This is a genomic window from Streptomyces sp. NPDC034670, assembly GCF_055574875.1.
The window spans coordinates 65,315-83,815 of record NZ_JBVITR010000021.1; the positions used below are offsets into that span (position 1 = coordinate 65,315).

Annotated in this window: 13 protein-coding genes; 10 read left to right on the forward strand and 3 right to left on the reverse strand. The window is 73.2% G+C overall.

Translation table 11 applies throughout. The features are described 5' to 3' along the window. The first annotated feature begins 54 nt into the window (after positions 1-54). The 3 genes from ACZ56B_RS16660 to ACZ56B_RS16670 all read left to right on the forward strand — a co-directional run bounded on the left by ACZ56B_RS16660 (position 55) and on the right by ACZ56B_RS16670 (position 3,834). Entirely contained in the window at positions 55-240 is a 186-nt protein-coding gene (locus ACZ56B_RS16660; protein ID WP_468790481.1) for a hypothetical protein, read from the forward strand. Between the two features lie 158 nt (positions 241-398). After that, complete coding sequence (locus tag ACZ56B_RS16665; RefSeq protein WP_468790483.1) at positions 399-3,467, forward strand: helix-turn-helix transcriptional regulator; 3,069 nt, start codon at positions 399-401, stop codon at positions 3,465-3,467. A 34-nt stretch (positions 3,468-3,501) separates the two neighbouring features. Then, a complete protein-coding gene (locus ACZ56B_RS16670; protein WP_468790485.1) occupies positions 3,502-3,834 on the forward strand; it encodes a DUF6191 domain-containing protein in 333 nt (110 codons plus the stop codon). A gap of 16 nt (positions 3,835-3,850) precedes the next feature. Here ACZ56B_RS16670 and ACZ56B_RS16675 read toward each other — a convergent pair whose 3' ends face one another. Continuing rightward, complete coding sequence (locus ACZ56B_RS16675; RefSeq protein WP_468790528.1) at positions 3,851-4,996, reverse strand: PQQ-dependent sugar dehydrogenase; 1,146 nt, start codon at positions 4,994-4,996, stop codon at positions 3,851-3,853. A gap of 182 nt (positions 4,997-5,178) precedes the next feature. Continuing rightward, a complete protein-coding gene (locus tag ACZ56B_RS16680; protein WP_468790487.1) occupies positions 5,179-6,177 on the reverse strand; it encodes an aldo/keto reductase in 999 nt (332 codons plus the stop codon). A gap of 76 nt (positions 6,178-6,253) precedes the next feature. On the opposite strand from ACZ56B_RS16680, the gene ACZ56B_RS16685 reads away from it, so the two are divergent. The 6 genes from ACZ56B_RS16685 (at position 6,254) to serA (ending at position 16,226) form a co-directional block, all read left to right on the forward strand. After that, a complete protein-coding gene (locus ACZ56B_RS16685) occupies positions 6,254-7,204 on the forward strand; it encodes a 2-hydroxyacid dehydrogenase (protein WP_468790489.1) in 951 nt (316 codons plus the stop codon). 415 nt (positions 7,205-7,619) lie between these two features. After that, positions 7,620-10,613 (forward strand): putative bifunctional diguanylate cyclase/phosphodiesterase, encoded by a 2,994-nt coding sequence (locus ACZ56B_RS16690; RefSeq protein WP_468790491.1) that lies wholly within the window; start codon positions 7,620-7,622, stop codon positions 10,611-10,613. A 231-nt stretch (positions 10,614-10,844) separates the two neighbouring features. Continuing rightward, positions 10,845-12,692, forward strand: a complete 1,848-nt coding sequence (locus ACZ56B_RS16695; protein WP_468790493.1) for an acetolactate synthase large subunit — start codon at positions 10,845-10,847, stop codon at positions 12,690-12,692. A 38-nt stretch (positions 12,693-12,730) separates the two neighbouring features. After that, positions 12,731-13,255, forward strand: coding sequence for an acetolactate synthase small subunit (gene ilvN, locus ACZ56B_RS16700; RefSeq protein WP_004983099.1), 525 nt, complete (start codon positions 12,731-12,733; stop codon positions 13,253-13,255). Positions 13,256-13,373: 118 nt separating this feature from the next. Further along, positions 13,374-14,372: a ketol-acid reductoisomerase gene (gene ilvC / locus ACZ56B_RS16705; RefSeq protein ID WP_468790496.1), complete on the forward strand. Its 999-nt coding sequence runs from the start codon at positions 13,374-13,376 to the stop codon at positions 14,370-14,372. Positions 14,373-14,636: 264 nt separating this feature from the next. Further along, positions 14,637-16,226, forward strand: a complete 1,590-nt coding sequence (gene serA, locus ACZ56B_RS16710; protein WP_468790498.1) for a phosphoglycerate dehydrogenase — start codon at positions 14,637-14,639, stop codon at positions 16,224-16,226. Positions 16,227-16,253: 27 nt separating this feature from the next. Here serA and ACZ56B_RS16715 read toward each other — a convergent pair whose 3' ends face one another. Then, entirely contained in the window at positions 16,254-17,819 is a 1,566-nt protein-coding gene (locus tag ACZ56B_RS16715; protein WP_468790500.1) for an MFS transporter, read from the reverse strand. Positions 17,820-17,915: 96 nt separating this feature from the next. Here ACZ56B_RS16715 and ACZ56B_RS16720 point away from each other — a divergent pair, with 96 nt between their 5' ends. Further along, positions 17,916-18,497 carry a TetR/AcrR family transcriptional regulator gene (locus tag ACZ56B_RS16720; protein ID WP_468790502.1) on the forward strand — a complete coding sequence of 194 codons (582 nt, stop codon included), beginning with the start codon at positions 17,916-17,918 and terminating at the stop codon, positions 18,495-18,497. Positions 18,498-18,501 lie beyond the last annotated feature (4 nt).

The window sequence follows — 18,501 nt, forward strand, 5'->3', positions numbered from 1 at the left end:
GTGGGGGCGTCGCGGAAAGCGACGTCCGACACCGACTCCCCGAGGGATCCCGCCATGTTCGCGTACCGCCTCCAGCAGCTCCGACACGACGACCTCGTCCGCCGGGCCGAGCGGGAGCGGCAGGTCCGTGAGGCCGTCCGCCTCCGCCGCGCCGCCCGCCACGAGGCCGCCGCCCGGGGCGCCGGGCCCGAGAGCCCTCCCGGACACCACCGCCGCGACCGGCTCGCCCGAGCCGCGTGAGCCCGGACGCGGTCGGCCGCCGCACGGGACGCGGCCGCCGTCCCCGGCCGGCCGCCGCCCCCGTGCCCGCCGGGCGCGCGCACCGCCTGCCGGCTCCCGTCCCCGCGGAAACCGGCGCCGGACGGAAAACCGGTGCCCGGCCGGCGGAGCCGCGTGCGATGCTCGGGGCCGTGGAAACCAGGTCCGTCAGTCCCGTGTTCGTCGGCCGCACCACCGAACTCGGCGCCCTGAACGACGCGCTCGCCCGGGCCGCCGATGGTCCGGGCGAGCCGCAGGCACTGCTGGTCGGCGGCGAGGCGGGCGTCGGCAAGACCCGCCTCCTCGAGGAGTTCGCCGCGGCGGCCCGCCGCCGGGGCGCGGTCGTCGCGCTCGGCGGCTGCATCGAGCTCGGCGCCGACGGACTGCCCTTCGCCCCCTTCTCCACCGCCCTGCGCCAGCTGCGCCGCGAACTGCCGGCCGAGTTCGCCGCCGCCGCCGCGGGTCAGGAGGAGGAACTCGCCCGCCTGCTGCCCGAGCTCGGCACCGCGGCCGCCCGCGAGGACCGCCGGGACGAACAGGGCACGGCCCGCCTCTTCGAACTCACCGCCCGCCTGCTGGAACGCGTCTGCGCCGAGCACACCGTCGTCCTCGCCCTGGAGGACCTGCACTGGGCCGACGCCTCCACCCGCCACCTGCTCGCCTACCTCTTCCGCACCCTGCGCGCCGGCCGCCTCGTCGTCCTCGCCACCTACCGCTCCGACGACATCCACCGCCGCCACCCCCTGCGCCCGCTCCTCGCCGAGCTCGACCGGCTGCGCACCGTCCGGCGCGTCGATCTCGGCCGCTTCAACCGCGACGAGGTCGGCCTGCAGATCGCGGGCATCCTCGACCGGGAGCCCGAACCCGACCACGTCGACCGGATCTTCGAACGCTCCGACGGCAACGCCTTCTTCGTCGAGGAACTCGCCGTCGCGGCCCACGAGGGGTGCGGCACCGGCCTCACCGACTCGCTGCGCGACCTGCTCCTGGTCCGGGTCGAGCGGCTGCCGGAGAGCGCCCAGCAGGTCGTCCGGCTCGCCGCCGAGGGCGGCTCCACCGTGGAGTACCGGCTGCTCGCCGCCGCCGCCCGGCTCACCGAGGACGACCTCATCGAAGCCCTGCGCGCCGCCGTGAACGCCGGCATCCTCAGCCCCGCGCCCGACCGCGACGGGTACCGCTTCCGCCACTCCCTGGTCCGCGAGGCGGTGGGCGACGACCTGCTGCCCGGCGAACGCTCCCGCCTCAACCGGCGCTACGCCGAGGCACTGGAGGCCGACCCGGGCCTCGTCCCCGCCGACGAGCGCGTGACCCGGCTGGCCAGCTACTGGTACCACGCCCACGACGCCGCCAAGGCCCTGCCCGCCGTACTCGACGCCTCGGTCGAAGCCCGGCGCCGCCACGCCCACTCCGAGCAACTGCGGCTGCTGGAGCGCGCGATGGAACTGTGGGACACCGTCCCCGACGACATCCGCGCCACCCTGCGCCCCGCCGGCTACACCGAGTCCTATCCGCCGTGCGGCTGCGACCCCGGGACGGCCCCGCTGCGCTACCTCGACCTGATGGCCGAGGCCGCCGTCGCCGGACGGCTCTGCGGGGAACGCGAACGCGCCATGAAGATCACCAAGCGGGCGCTGCGCCTCCTGGAGGAGGACCCCGACCCCCTGCGCGCCGCCTGGTTCTGGGAGCAGCGCTCGCGGCTGGTCCAGTCCCTCGCCCGCGGCGACGGCTGGGCGGAACTCGACACCGCCCAGAAGCTGGTGCGCGGCCTGCCGCCCTCGGAGGTGCACGCCGCGGTGCTCGCCTCCGCGGCCGCCTGGTCGATGCTGCACCGGCCGGGCCCGGAGGCCATGGCCGCCGCCGAACGCGCCGTCGAGTACGCGCGCATGGTCGGCGCCCACGACATCGAGCTCCACGCCCGCCTCACCCTCGGCGGCCTCATGGTCGACGCCGGTGACATCGAGACCGGCCTCGCCGAGATGCGCCGGGTCAAGGACCGGGCGGTGGAACTCGGCGTGGACACGGTGGTGGGCCGCAGCCATGTGAACCTCCCCTCCGTCCTCGAAGGGGTCGGCCGTTCCCAGGAGGCGGCCGACCTCCTGCGCGAGGGCATCCGCGTCACCCGCGGGCTCGGCCTGCTGGACTCCGAGGGCTGGGTGTGGGGCAACCTCGCCGAGTCCCTCCACTCCCTCGGCCACTGGGACGAGGCGGCCGAGGCCGCGACCAACGCGCAGCGTCTCGAGCAGAGCGCCAGGCCGCGCGCCGGAGGCTCGGTGCGCCTGGCGCACCTCGCCCACGACCGGGGGGACCTGGCCGAGGCGGCCCGCCACCTCGCCGACGCCCGGGCCTTCCTCGGCACGCACGACCCGATGCCGCAGTACGCCCTCCCGATGGCCCAGGTCGCCCTGTGCGTCGCCGCCGGCGGGGGCCGCCTCCCCGACGCCCGGGCCGAACTGCTCGCCGCCCTCGACACCGGCTTCCCGCCCGGCACCCAGCGCTACGGCTGGCCCCTGCTGCTCGCCGCCGCGACCGCCGAGGCCGACGCCCACGGCGACCCGGCGGCCGAACCCGGCCGCCCGCGGATCCTCGAACGCCTCCGCGAGGAGGCCAGGACCCTGACGACCGGTGTCCCCGTGTGGCAGGCGTACGACGTCTGGCTGCGCGCCGAGCTGCTGCGGGCCGAGGGCGCGCCCGCGCCGGGGGAGTGGAGCGCCGCCGTCGCCGCCGTGGAACCGCTGGGGCGGCCCTACGACCTCGCACGCGTCCGGTTCCGGCTCGCCGAGGCGCTGCTCGCCTCCGGCGCGGGCGACGACGGGCGTGCCCGCGCCACGGAACTGCTCCGGCTGTCCAAGGCCGTCGCCGATCACCTCGGTGCCGCTCCGCTGGCCCGGTCCGTCGGGCTGCTGGCCCAGCGCGCCCGCCTCGTCCTGGGCCCGGCCGTCCGGGCGTCGGCCCCGGCCGCTCCCGCCGGCCCGGCCGACGCCCTCGGCCTCACCCGCCGGGAGCACGACGTCCTGCGCCTGGTGGCCGCCGGCCACACCAACCGCCGCATCGCCGAGGAACTGTTCATCTCCCCGAAGACGGCCAGCGTCCACGTCTCCCACATCCTCGCCAAACTGGGCGTCTCCGGTCGCGGCGAGGCGGCGGCCGTGGCCCACCGGCTGGGCCTGTTCCCGGCCGGTGTCGGGAACGGACGGGCGACGGGACAATGACCGTGCCACCCCCGCGGCCCTGGAAAGGGGAGCGATGTTCAACGCCTTCGAGGAACTGTTCGCTCCCGGGCGGAGACACACCCGCGACGAACAGAACCGGCTGGAGCTGACCCGCGAGGACGTCGGTGACGCCGACCCCGGACGCGGACCGATAGACCTCGCCTCCGGGAAGGTGGTCGTACGCTCGCCGGCGCAGGACGAGCAGGACGAGCAGGACGAGCAGGGCGAGCAGGGCGAGCAGGGCGAGCCGGGCGCCCCGGAGGCGCCCGGCAGGTCGGGCAGGTCGGGCGGCCCGGGCGGCCCGGGCGGCCCGGACGGTCCGGACGGTCCGGGCGGGCGGGTCGGTGAGGAGGCGGCCGGGAACTGAGGCCCCGCGGTCCGGCTCAGCTCACCCGCAGCTCCAGGATCCGGTCGTCGCCGTCCTCGGGGTCGCCGCGGCCGTCCGTGTTGCTGGTGACCAGCCACAGCCTGTCGCCGCCCGCCGGGACCACCGTGCGCAGCCGGCCGTACTCGCCCTCCAGGAAGGCCTGGGGGTCCGCCGAGGCCTCGGTGCCCTTCAGCGGGATGCGCCACAGGCGCTGGCCGCGCAGACCCGCCATCCAGATCGAGCCCTCGGCGTGGGCGATGCCGCTGGGCGAGGCCTCGTCCGTGCTCCACTGGTCGATCGGGTCGTGGAAGCCGCTCTCGCCGGACCTGCCCTCCGCCTCGGGCCAGCCGTAGTTGTCGCCCGGCGTGATCGCGTTCAGCTCGTCCCAGGTGTTCTGGCCGAACTCCGAGGCGAACAGCCGCTGTTCGCGGTCCCAGGCCAGTCCCTGCACGTTGCGGTGGCCGTACGAGTACACCGGGGAGTCGGGGAACGGGTTGCCCGGAGCGGGCTCGCCCTCCGGGGTCAGCCGCAGGATCTTGCCGCCCAGGGAGTCCTTGTCCTGGGACAGGCCCGTGTCACCGCGCTCGCCCGTGCCCACGTACAGCATCCGGTCCGGGCCGAAGGCGATGCGTCCGCCGTTGTGGATCATCCCCTTGGGGATGCCCCGGAAGACCGTGTCGGGCGCGCCGAGCTGCTCGCCGGCGGGCTTTCGCTCGTCGTACCGCATGCGGACCACGCGGTTGTCGGAGGCCGAGGTGAAGTAGGCGTAGATCATGCGGTCCGAGGCGTACTCGGGGGAGAGCGCGATGCCGAGGAGGCCTCCCTCGCCGGCCGGCGACACCCCCGGCACCTCGCCCAGCTCCGTCTTCCCGCCGGTCCTCCCGTCGACCCGCGTGATCGTCGCGTCGTCCCGGGAGGACACCAGCAGGTCGCCGTCGGACAGCGGGGCCAGGCCCCAGGGGCTGCTCAGGCCCGTGGCGACCGTGCGGACCACCTTCACCGACCCCTCGGCGGGGGGCGTCCGCCCGGCGGTCCGCTCCGGCGAGGACGGGGCCGTCGCACCACTCGGGGAGGCGCTGCCCTCCGCGCCCGGCGGTCCTCCGTCGTCGGAGGAGCAGCCGGCCGTGAGCAGGAGCGCGGCGGCGGCCAGCAGGGCCGGCACAGCTCGACGTCGCACGATCTCGTCCCTTCGACGCGGCGGGTCTCTCACCTGTCATACCCCGTCCGCGCCCTCCAGGTTCCCGATCACGCACACTCCCACCGCGGTCCGCGTCCCGGCGGCGCCGCCGTCAGGGCCCCGGCACCGCCGCCCGTCCGCGGACCGGCCCCGCTGCGGACCGCGGCTCAGTCCCACGACCCCTGCGCCGCGGGCAGTTCCGCGATCTCCGCGAGGTCCCGCTCCGTCAGGCGCAGGTCCGCCGCCGCCGCGTTCTCCGCGACCCACCGCTCCCGCTTGGCGCCCGGCACCGGCACCACGTGGCGGCCCCGGGCCAGCACCCAGGCCAGGGCCACCTGGGCCGGGGTGACGTGCTCGCCGTGCCGGCGGGCGACGCGGCGCAGGCCGGCCACGATCGGCTGGTTCGCGGCCATCATCTCGGCCGTGAAACGGGGGTGGCGGGCCCGCAGGTCGTCCGGTTCGAAGCCCACGCCGGGCGTGAGCGTCCCGGTCAGGAAGCCGTTGCCCAGGGGCATCGCGGCCAGGAAGCCGACGCCCCGCGCCTCGCACCACGGCAGCAGCGTCTCCAGCGCCTCCGGCGACCACACCGACAGCTCGGCCTCCACCGCGCTCACCGGGAAGACCTGCTGCACCCGCTCCAGCTGCCGGACCGTCGCGTCGTGCAGCCGCGCCCCCGGCCGCCGGGCCGAGCGCGCCCCGACCGCGCACAGTCCCAGCGCCCTCACCTTCCCGGCCCGTACGAGGTCCGCCATCGCGCCCCAGGTCTCCTCGATCGGAACCTCGGGGTCGGGGCGGTGCAGCTGGTACAGGTCGATCACATCGGTCTGGAGCCGGCGCAGCGACGCGTCGCAGGCCCTCCTCACGTACCCGGGGCGGCCGTTGGCCACGATGTGCTGGTCGCCCACCAGCAGACCGACCTTCGTGGACACGAAGGCGTCGGAGCGCCGCTCCCGCAACACCCGGCCGAGCAGCAGCTCGTTGGTGAACGGGCCGTACATGTCGGCGGTGTCGAGGAGCGTGGAGCCGAGGTCCAGCGCCCGGTGCGCCGCCCTGAGCGACTCCTCGCCGCGCTGCCGGGACGTGCTGTAGGCCCAGCTCATCGGCATGCACCCGAGTCCGACGGCCCCCACCGCGAGCGCCGTCGCGCCGATCGTCCTGCGCTCCACCTGGTCGTGACCCTCCCTCTCCCGGCCCCCCAACCTAACCTCTGCGGTCGCGGGCTCCTGAACTAGCCTCCGGACCATGACTGCTGACGTGTGGCTCCCCATCCCGCCGGACCGGATCGAGGGCCTTCCCGAAGGTCCGCACTACCGCTTCTGGGACGGCGGCGAGGACTTCCCCGCCGACCCGGCCGACTGCGTCTTCTACGTCGTGCCCTACATGAAGCCCGCGGGGGTCGGCGTGCGGCCGATGCCGCTGATGCGTTCCGTGCGGGTCGTGCAGACCCTGTCGGCCGGCACCGACCACGTGGAGCCGGGCCTGAAGCACCTGCCCGCCGGGGTGCGGCTGTGCAACGCGCGCGGAGTGCACGAGGCCAGCACCGCCGAGCTCACGCTCGCGCTGATCCTGGCCTCCCTGCGCGGCATCCCCGACTTCGTGCGGGCGCAGGACAGGGGGGAGTGGCGGGGCGGGTTCCGGCCGGCGCTCGCCGACAAGAACGTACTCATCGTGGGGTACGGCTCGATCGGCGCGGCGATCGAGGACCGGCTCGTTCCCTTCGAGGTCGCGCGGGTGGCGCGCGTCGCGCGCTCCGCACGCACCACGGAGCGCGGCCCGGTGCACCCGCTCACCGACCTGCCCTCCCTGCTTCCCCGGGCGGACGTCGTCGTCCTCTCCACCCCGCTGACCGAGGCCACCCGCCACCTCGTGGACGCGGACTTCCTGGCCCGCATGAAGGACGGCGCCCTGCTCGTGAACGTGGCCCGGGGGGCCGTCGTCGACACCAAGGCCCTGCTCACCGAGCTCGAGAGCGGCCGCATCACCGCGGCCCTCGACGTGACGGACCCCGAACCGCTGCCGGCCGGGCATCCCCTGTGGCGGGCGCCGGGCGTCCTCGTCAGCCCGCACGTCGGCGGGCCCACCTCCGCCTTCCTGCCGCGCGCCAAGCGGCTGCTGGTGGACCAGTTGCACCGTTTCCTGAACCAGAAGGAGCTCGGCAACGTGATCCTGGTGACGGGAGCGGAATCGTCGTGATCCGCTTCGAGTACCGCCCGCTACTTCCCGGGCGCGGTGGGTACTCGTACGTCGAGTGATCGTTACGGAGCGTAGAGAACCTATGTCCCTGAGTGACGATACTGGTGTATCGTCCCGACAGGGGCGGCGCCGCTGACCAACGGCGCCGGGGACGGACATTGCGGATGAACCAAGGGGGGCGACGGGCGATGCACGGTCCAGGGACGAGCGATCCGACGCGGCGGAACCGCCGGCGGCGACCGCGGCGCACGGCCGCGAGCAGCCGAGATCACCACGGTGGCCATCACCTCCGGCACGGCGACCGCCCCGGCGGCCCCGTCCTCCGCCCCCGCGGGCACGCCCACCGCGGGAAGCCCGCCCACCCGGTGCAGCAGGGGACCAGGGACCCGGGCGCGGCGCGGACCGGGAGGTACCGGTGAGCGCACCCACCTCCACGTCCACGCTCGACGAGGCGGTGCTGCCGCAACCCGACCCGGAGGCGCCGCCGCCTCCCGCCCCGGCCGCCGGCCGCAGGCCCGGTCCGCTCGCGCAGCTCGTCCTGGCCCTCGTCTGCGCCTCCTACGCCGTCGGTGCCGCGTTCGGCTGGGGCTCGGAGCGGCTCGCCCTCGTCATGGGCGACTTCGGGCTGAGCGCCGCGGCCGGTGTCGCCGCCGTGTCCTGCTTCGTCTACGCCCGCAGTCCACGCACCTGGTTCCGGCCCGCCTGGCTGCTGTTCGGCCTCTCCTCGACCATGGCCTCCCTGGGCAACCTGTTCTGGGGGTGGTACGAGGTGGTCCTCGGGATCCCGGTGCCCAGTCCCAGCTACGCCGACCTGTTCTTCCTGTGCTTCGCGCCGCCCGCCATCGTGGGCCTGCTGGTGCTCGCCAAACGGCCCGTGACCAAGGCCGGCTGGGTCTGCCTCGCCCTGGACGCCTGGCTGATCGGCGGTTCCCTGCTCACCCTGGCGTGGAGCCTCGCGCTCGCCCAGGCCGCGCGGGCCGAGAGCCCGGACGTCGCGCACACCGCGCTGTCGCTGGCCTACCCGCTGCTCGACATCGCCCTGGTCAGCATGGTGCTGGCGCTGCACTTCCGGCGTTCGGCGGTGAACCGCTCCGCGGTCAACACCGCGATCGGGGCACTGGCGCTGACCGTGATGTGCGACGCCCTGTTCACCTCACCGCTGGTGCACAGCAGTTACCGCTCGGGGCAGTTGCTCGACGCGGGCTGGTTCGCCGGTTCGCTGCTCCTGGCGTACGCCCCCTGGACCGCGCCCCGCGGCGGCCGGCCCGACGGCGAGGGGCACACGCGCGTGGTCCGCGAGCACCGGCCCGGGCCGCGCGGCGGCCCGGACCACGACCAGCCGCCCGCGCCCGGCGGCGAGCACGGCCGGTACCCGGCCGCCCGCCCCATCGCCGGCTCCCTCGCCGCCCTCACGCCCTACCTCGCCGCGGCCGTGTGCACCCTGGGGATCATCTACAACGTGCTCAACGGCCGCAGCGTCGACCGCGTCGTCCTGTTCACCGGAGGCACGGTGGTGCTCGCGCTCGTCGTGCGCCAGGGCATCATGCTGCTCGACAACATCACCCTCACCCAGGAACTGGCGCAGAAGGAGAACCACTTCCGCTCCCTGGTGCAGGGCTCCAGCGACGTCATCATGATCGCCGCGCCCAGCGGCATCCTCCGCTACGTCTCCCCGGCCGCCGCCGGGGTGTACGGCCGCCCCGCGGAGGAACTGGTGGGCACGGAACTGGCCGGCCTCATCCACCCGGAGGACCTGGGGTGCGTCGTGCACGAGGTGCGCCGTTTCCTCGCCGCCGACCCGGTCGACGAACCCACCACGCGCATCGAGTGCCGGTTCCGCTCAGGTGACGACGGCTGGCTCAACGTCGAGTCGACCGTCAACCGGTACCACGGGGGCCTCATCTTCAACAGCCGCGACGTCACCGAAAGAGTGCGGCTGCAGGCGCAGCTCCAGCACAACGCGGAGCACGACCCGCTCACCGACCTGCCCAACCGCGCCCTGTTCACCCGCCGTGTCCAGCAGGCGCTGTCCGGCCGCCGCGCCTCCGACCGCGGGGCCGCCCTGAGAGGCACGGCCGTGCTCTTCATCGACCTCGACGGCTTCAAGGGTGTCAACGACACGATCGGGCACCAGGCCGGGGACGAGCTGCTCGTCCAGGCCGCCCGCAGACTCCAGGAGGCGGTCCGCAAGGGCGACACCGCCTCCCGGCTGGGCGGCGACGAGTTCGCGGCCCTGATCGTCGGGGACGGCGTCCGCGACCGGGACGCCCGCGAGCGCCACATCCTGGAACTGGCCGACCGCCTCAGGGCGACCCTGTCCCAGCCCTACCTCATCGACGGCAACGATGTCCGCGTCAACGCCTCCATCGGCGTCGCCTTCGCCGAACCCGGCCTCGGCGCGGGCGAGTTGCTGCGCAACGCCGACCTCGCCATGTACCGGGCCAAGGCCGCCGGGAAGGGCCGGGTGGAGCTGTACCGGCCGCAGATGCAGCAGGACGTCGTCCGCAGGGCGGAGCTGGCCACCCGGCTGCGCGCGGCGCTGCACGACGGCGAGTTCTCCCTGCTGCACCAGCCGGTGGTGTGCCTGGAGGACGGCCGGATCACGTCGGCCTGCGCCCAGGCCCGCTGGCGCTCCTCCCAAGGGGTGCTCCTCACCCCCGCGGAATTCCTGCGGGTGGCCGAGGGCGGCGAGAAGACCGCCGAGCTCGACCGGTGGGTGCTGGAGGAAGCCGTCGAGCAGGCCGCCGAACGGCACGCGACCGGCCTGTCGGTGCCCGTGGCCGTCCGGCTCGGTGCGCGCCGGCTGCTGGACGGGGCGCTGCCGCCCGGCTCGGTCGAGGGGCTGCTCACCCGGCACGGGCTGCCGCCCGGTTCCCTGGTCGTCGAGCTGACCGACGTCGACCCCCGGGTCGGTGTGGACGAGCTGGAGCGCCGGCTGGCCGCGCTCAGGCGGGTCGGCGTGCGGATCTCCCTCGACGGCTTCGGCGGCGGCTGCGCGGCGATCACGGCCCTCAGGAGGCTGCCCGTCGACGTACTGAAACTGGACCGCGGTCTGGTCGACGGCGTGGTGGAGTCCGCCCGGCTGTACAAGATCACCAGTGGGCTGCTGCGCATCGCCTCCGACCTCGGGCTGCAGTCCGTGGCCGACGGAGTGGACCTGCCCGAGCAGGTCGCGGCCCTGCGCGCGATGGGCTGTACGCACGGTCAGGGCGCGGCCTTCTCCGGACCGCTGGACGAGTACCGGCTGCGCCGGGCGCTGGCCACCGGCCGGTACCCGGTGCCGCACGGACCGGCCGAGCCGGTGTTCGTCGGCGGGGGCGCCGGGATGTACTCCACCGGGATGACCGCCGTCTTCGGAGGTGGTACGGCTCTCCGTTCACATGATGAGACTCCCGTCCCACCCACTTGACAGTGAGGGCGTGCCGGGAGGAAGGTCAGTCCCATGCGCACCCGAATTCTCGTACTTGGACAGCGCGTCGGCTGACGCTGGACCTCGACCGTCCAGCGACCACACACCCGGCGCGCTCCCCTCGCTTGCCTTACGGCACGAGGGGTTTTTTGTTGCACAGGCACCTGCCGAGCAGCACGCGTAGCCCGCACGAACCTCGCAAAAACCCTCAGCATCGAGAAGAGAATGCCGATGACCGAGCAGGCCACCGGGGCCCCTCACCCGCAGCCGCGGCCCCGACCCGGAGGACAGTCCGCCCCCGTCGAGCACGTCACGGGTGCGCAGTCCCTCATCCGCTCTCTCGAGGAGGTCGGCGCCGACACGGTATTCGGCATTCCCGGCGGTGCGATCCTCCCGGCGTACGACCCGCTGATGGACTCCACCCGGGTGCGCCACGTCCTGGTCCGGCACGAGCAGGGCGCCGGTCACGCGGCCACGGGGTACGCACAGGCCACCGGCAAGGTGGGCGTCTGCATGGCGACCTCCGGCCCCGGCGCCACCAACCTGGTCACCCCGATCGCCGACGCGCACATGGACTCCGTGCCGCTGGTCGCGATCACCGGGCAGGTCGCCTCCAAGGCGATCGGCACGGACGCCTTCCAGGAGGCGGACATCGTCGGCATCACCATGCCGATCACCAAGCACAACTTCCTCGTCACCCAGGCCGAGGACATCCCGCGGGTGATCGCGCAGGCGTTCCACATCGCCTCCACCGGCCGCCCCGGCCCGGTGCTGGTCGACATCGCCAAGGACGCCCTCCAGGCGAAGACCACCTTCTCCTGGCCGCCCACCATGGACCTGCCCGGCTACCGGCCCGTCACCAAGCCGCACGCCAAGCAGATCCGCGAGGCCGCCAAGCTGATCACCGCCGCCCGGCGGCCCGTCCTCTACGTCGGCGGCGGCGTCGTCAAGGCCGGCGCCACCGCCGAGCTGAAGGTCCTCGCGGAACTCACCGGAGCGCCCGTCACCACCACCCTGATGGCGCTCGGCGCATTCCCCGACAGCCACCCGCTGCACGTGGGGATGCCGGGCATGCACGGTGCGGTCACCGCCGTCACCGCGCTGCAGAAGGCCGACCTGATCGTCGCCCTCGGAGCCCGCTTCGACGACCGCGTCACCGGCAAGCTGGACAGCTTCGCCCCGCACGCCAGGATCGTCCACGCCGACATCGACCCGGCCGAGATCGGCAAGAACCGCGCCGCCGACGTGCCGATCGTCGGTGACGCCCGCGAGGTCATCGCCGACCTGGTCCAGGCCGTCCAGAAGGAGCACGCCGAGGGCCACCGCGGCGACTACACCTCCTGGTGGAACGACCTCAACCGCTGGCGCGAGACCTACCCCCTCGGCTACGACCTGCCCGAGGACGGCTCGCTCTCCCCGCAGCAGGTCATCGAGCGCATCGGACAGCTCGCGCCCGAGGGCACGATCTTCGCGGCGGGCGTCGGCCAGCACCAGATGTGGGCCGCGCACTTCATCGCGTACGACAAGCCCTCCACCTGGCTGAACTCCGGCGGCGCCGGAACCATGGGCTACGCGGTCCCGGCGGCCATGGGCGCCAAGGCCGGCGCGCCCGGGCGCACCGTCTGGGCGATCGACGGCGACGGCTGCTTCCAGATGACCAACCAGGAGCTCACCACCTGCGCCCTGAACAACATCCCGATCAAGGTCGCCGTCATCAACAACGGCGCCCTCGGGATGGTCCGGCAGTGGCAGACCCTCTTCTACAACCAGCGGTACTCCAACACCGTGCTGCACTCGGGGCCCGACGACGTCAACCCGGAGGCCAGGGGCACCCGCGTCCCCGACTTCGTGAAGCTGGCGGAGGCCATGGGCGCCCACGCGATCCGCTGCGAGGACCCGGCCGACCTCGACAAGGTCATCGAGGAGGCGAACGCCGTCAACGACCGCCCGGTCGTCGTGGACTTCATCGTCCACGAGGACGCGATGGTGTGGCCGATGGTCGCCGCCGGCACCTCCAACGACGAGATCATGGCCGCCCGGGACGTCCGTCCCGACTTCGGCGACAACGAGGACGACTGAGAGCCGCAGGCGAAGGAACAGGTAAAGGAAGCAATCCCATGTCCAAGCACACGCTCTCCGTCCTGGTGGAGAACACCCCCGGCATCCTGGCCCGGATCGCCGCCCTGTTCTCCCGCCGCGGCTTCAACATCGACTCGCTCGCCGTCGGCGTCACCGAGCACCCGGACATCTCCCGCATCACCATCGTGGTGAGCGTGGAGGAGTTCCCGCTGGAGCAGGTCACCAAGCAGCTCAACAAGCTCGTCAACGTGCTGAAGATCGTCGAACTCGAACCGGGGCAGGCGGTCCAGCGCGAACTCGTTCTGGTGAAGGTGCGCGCCGACAACGAGACGCGCTCCCAGATCGTCGAGATCGTCCAGCTGTTCCGCGCCAAGACCGTGGACGTCTCCCCGGAGGCGGTCACCATCGAGGCCACCGGCAGCAGCGACAAGCTGTCGGCCATGCTCAGGATGCTGGAGCCCTTCGGCATCAAGGAACTCGTCCAGTCCGGCACGATCGCGATCGGACGCGGTGCCCGTTCGATCACCGACCGGTCGCTGCGGGCCCTGGACCGGTCGGCCTGAGACCGTAGACGGGCGGCCGGCCCGCGTCCGGCCGCCCGCATGCCGAGACCCCGACACTTCCCCTCCCCCCACCGTCATACGGTGGGACGCAACACCGCACTCAAGGAGAGAACCCAAAGTGGCCGAGCTGTTCTACGACGCCGACGCCGACCTGTCCATCATCCAGGGCCGCAAGGTCGCGGTCATCGGTTACGGCAGCCAGGGCCACGCCCACGCCCTGTCGCTGCGCGACTCCGGCGTCGACGTGCGCGTCGGTCTGCACGAGGGCTCCAAGTCCAAGGCCAGGGCCGAGGAGCAGGGCCTGCGCGTGGTGACCCCGTCCGAGGCCGCCGCCGAGGCCGACGTCATCATGATCCTCGTCCCGGACCCGATCCAGGCCCAGGTCTACGAGGAGCACATCGCCCCGAACCTGAAGGACGGCGACGCCCTGTTCTTCGGTCACGGCTTCAACATCCGCTTCGGCTTCATCAAGGCCCCGGCCGGCGTGGACGTCTGCATGGTCGCCCCGAAGGGCCCGGGCCACCTGGTGCGCCGCCAGTACGAGGAGGGCCGCGGCGTCCCCTGCATCGCGGCCGTCGAGCAGGACGCCTCCGGAAACGCCTTCGCGCTCGCCCTGTCCTACGCCAAGGGCATCGGCGGCACCCGCGCCGGCGTCATCAAGACGACCTTCACCGAGGAGACCGAGACCGACCTGTTCGGTGAGCAGGCCGTGCTGTGCGGCGGTACGGCCGCGCTGGTGAAGGCGGGCTTCGAGACCCTGACCGAGGCCGGCTACCAGCCGGAGATCGCCTACTTCGAGTGCCTGCACGAGCTGAAGCTGATCGTGGACCTCATGTACGAGGGCGGCCTGGAGAAGATGCGCTGGTCGATCTCCGAGACCGCCGAGTGGGGCGACTACGTCACCGGCCCGCGCATCATCACCGACGCCACCAAGGCCGAGATGAAGAAGGTCCTCGCCGAGATCCAGGACGGCTCCTTCGCGACGAAGTGGATGGAGGAGTACCACGGCGGTCTGAAGAAGTACGGCGAGTACAAGCAGCAGGACTCCGAGCACCTGCTGGAGACCACCGGCAAGGAACTGCGCAAGCTCATGAGCTGGGTCGACGAGGAGGCGTGAGCCTCACCGCCGGGGCCGGAGCGGCATGCTCCGGCCCCTTCGGCGCACCCGGGGTAACGTCGTACCCGCGGCGTTGTCCATCCCGTCCGGTCCCGGACGGGTGATCCTTCCGAAGCGGCGCAGGAGGACGCCCTCGGCGCCACTACACTGCTGCACTAGTACGCGTCAGGCCCACAGCGTCGTGCGTCTTCCACGCGGCCACTACTCCCTCCACCGCCTGCGGCCGTCGGGACGGCCGTCCGCATTGGACATGTGAGGACTCACGTGAGCTCGAAACCCGTCGTACTCATCGCCGAAGAGCTGTCGCCCGCCACCGTGGACGCCCTGGGCCCGGACTTCGAGATCCGCCACTGCAACGGAGCGGACCGCGCCGAGCTGCTGCCGGCCATCGCCGACGTGGACGCGATCCTGATCCGCTCCGCCACCAAGGTCGACGCCGAGGCGATCGCCGCGGCGAACCGGCTCAAGGTCGTCGCCCGCGCCGGCGTCGGCCTCGACAACGTCGACGTCTCCGCCGCCACCAAGGCCGGCGTGATGGTCGTCAACGCCCCGACCTCGAACATCGTGACCGCCGCCGAGCTCGCCTGCGGTCTGATCGTCGCCACCGCGCGGAACATCCCGCAGGCCAACGCCGCGCTGAAGAACGGCGAGTGGAAGCGGAGCAAGTACACGGGCGTCGAACTCGCCGAGAAGACCCTCGGCGTCGTGGGCCTGGGGCGGATCGGCGCCCTCGTCGCGCAGCGCATGTCCGCCTTCGGCATGAAGATCGTCGCCTACGACCCCTACGTGCAGCCCGCGCGGGCCGCGCAGATGGGCGTGAAGGTGCTGTCGCTGGACGAACTGCTCGAGGTCTCCGACTTCATCACCGTCCACCTGCCCAAGACCCCCGAGACGCTGGGCCTGATCGGCGACGAGGCGCTGCGCAAGGTCAAGCCGGGCGTGCGCGTCATCAACGCCGCGCGCGGCGGGATCGTGGACGAGGAGGCGCTCTACTCGGCCCTCAAGGAGGGCCGGGTCGCGGGCGCGGGCCTGGACGTCTACGCCAAGGAACCGTGCACGGACTCCCCGCTGTTCGAGTTCGACCAGGTGGTCTGCACCCCGCACCTGGGCGCCTCCACCGACGAGGCCCAGGAGAAGGCCGGCATCGCCGTCGCCCGCTCGGTGCGCCTCGCGCTCGCCGGCGAGCTGGTCCCGGACGCGGTGAACGTCCAGGGCGGGGTCATCGCCGAGGACGTCAAGCCGGGCCTGCCGCTCGCCGAGCGCCTCGGCCGGATCTTCACCGCGCTCGCCGGCGAGGTCGCGGTCCGCCTCGACGTCGAGGTGTACGGCGAGATCACCCAGCACGACGTGAAGGTGCTGGAACTGTCCGCGCTCAAGGGGGTCTTCGAGGACGTCGTCGACGAGACGGTGTCCTACGTCAACGCTCCGCTGTTCGCCCAGGAGCGGGGCGTCGAGGTACGGCTGACCACCAGCTCGGAGTCGGCCGACCACCGCAACGTGGTGACCGTGCGCGGCACCCTCGCCGACGGCGAGGAGATCTCGGTCTCCGGCACGCTGGCCGGTCCCAAGCACGTCCAGAAGATCGTCGCGGTCGGCGAGTACGACGTGGACCTCGCGCTCGCCGACCACATGGTCGTCCTGCGCTACGAGGACCGGCCGGGCGTCGTCGGCACCGTGGGCCGCATCCTCGGCGAGGCCGGCATCAACATCGCCGGCATGCAGGTCGCCCGGGCGGCGGTCGGCGGGGAGGCGCTCGCGGTGCTGACGGTGGACGACACGGTGTCTCCCGGCGTGCTGGGCGAGCTCGCCTCGGAGATCGGGGCGACGTCGGCCCGGTCGGTGAACCTGGTCTGAGACGGCGGCCCCGAGCGGGCCGCGTCCTCAGGAGCCGGAGGGGCTGAGCCGATCAGCCCCTCCGGCGTTCTCCGCGCACCTCTCCTCCCGCGCCCGGACCCCTCGCAGGGTCGCCCCCGCCAGTACCGCGGCGCCCGCCAGCACCACCGCCCCGGCGACCGCCGCCGCCTGCATCCCGCTGGTGAACGCCTCCCTGGCCGCCGTCGCCAGGGCGTCCCCTGTCCGCTCCGGGAGCCGCTGCGCGACGGCCAGCGCGCCGCCCAGGGTCTCGCGGGCCGCGTCCGGGGCGGAGTCCGGCATCCGGTCGCGGTAGACGGCGGTGCCGACGGAGCCGAGGACCGCCATGCCCAGCGCCCCGCCGAACTCCGCCCCGGTCTCCATCAGGGAGGACGCGGAGCCCGCCCGCTCCACCGGGGCGGCGCCCAGCGCGAGGTCCGTGATCTGGGACACCACCATGGTGACCCCGGAGGCCAGCGCACCGCAGGCGACCAGCACCGACGCCAGCGCGTCCGTGTCCGCGAGGGCCAGCAGGGCGTAGCCGCACGCGGCGACGGTGAAGCCCGCCGTCACCACGTGGGCCCGGTGGACGCCCCCGCGCACCAGACGGGCGGCGAGCGGGGCCGCGAAGCCGATCGGCACCGAGGGCAGCAGCGCCCACAGGGCCGCCTCCATCGCGCTCATGCCCAGGACCGACTGGAGGTACTGCGTGGTGAAGAACGCCGAGCCCATCATCCCGAACAGGGTGACCAGGTTGAGGACGACGGCCGCGGCGAAGCCGCGCTCGCGGAAGAGGTCCGGGGAGATCATCGGTGAGGCGGCCGTCCGCTGCCGGTGCACGAACAGGGCCGCGAAGAACAGCCCCACGGCGACCGACAGGACGTACCGCACCTCCCAGCCCCCGGACGGGATCTCCTTCAGGCCGTGGACGACCGGGAGCACCGCGGCCGTCGACAGCGGGACGCTCAACCAGTCGAAACGGCCCGGGGCGGGGTCCTTCGACTCCGGCAGCAGGACCGGGCCGAGGGCCAGCAGCAGCACCATCGCCGGCAGGTTCACCAGGAAGACCGAGCCCCACCAGAAGAACTCCACCAGCACGCCGCTCAGCACCGAGCCGAGCGCCACGCCCGCCGTCATCACACCGGACCAGACGGCGACGGCCTGCGCCCGCTGGGCGGCGTCCGTGAAGAGCGTGCGGACCAGGGCCAGGGTCGAGGGCATCAGCGTCGCGCCGCCGATGCCGAGCACCGCGCGGGCCGCTATGAGCGTCTCGGCGCTGTCGGCGTACGCCGCGGCCAGCGAGGCGGCGCCGAAGGCCGCGGCACCGATCAGCAGCAGTTTGCGGCGGCCGATGCGGTCGCCCACCGACCCCATGGTCATGAGCAGGCCGGCCACGGCGAAGGCGTAGACGTCGAAGATCCACAGCTGCTGGGTGCCGTTCGGCTCCAGGTCGGCGTTGATCGCCGGGATCGCGAAGTAGAGGACGGACACGTCCATCGAGACCAGCAGCAGCGGCAGCATCAGCACGGCGAGCGCGGTCCACTCGCGGCGGCCGGCCCGGGCGGTCGGGGAGGGGCTCGTCGGGTTCGTGGTCATGACGGCGACTGTACGCACACCCTATACGCTTGTCTAGAACGCTTGTATAAGACGCTTGTGTGGGACGCTTGTACGGCCCGGAGTAGGGTGGTCGCCATGGGACACCGTGAAGACCTGCTCGAAGGCGCCAAGCGCTGTCTGCTGCGGAAGGGGTTCGTGCGGACCACCGCGCGCGACATCGTCAAGGAGTCGGGGACCAACCTGGCGTCCATCGGCTACCACTACGGGTCGAAGGACGCGCTGCTCGCGCAGGCGTACGTCGCCCTGGTCGAGGGGATGGGCGACGCCTTCGACGGCGACGGGACCGTGGACGGCACCGCGCCCGGTTCCCTCGAGCGGTTCGAGCGGGTGTGGTCGAACATCATCGGCACCATGAAGGAGCCCGGCTCGGTGTGGCGGCTCAGCATGGAGGTCCTCGCCCTCGGCGACCAACTCCCCGAGGTGCGCGAGCATCTGGCGGTGGCACAGCGGGAGGCCGGGCGCGGCCTGGTCGGTCTGCTGATGGGCGGCCGGGAGGAGGACGTCTGCGACGAGACCGCGGACACCCTCGGCCGGCTCTACACGACCCTGATGACGGGGCTCATCGCCCAGTGGACCTTCGACCCGGGGACCGCGCCCGAGGCCGAGCAGCTGACCGCCGGCCTCCGCCGGGTCGTCGAGGCCGCCGCGCGGGCGTGAGCCG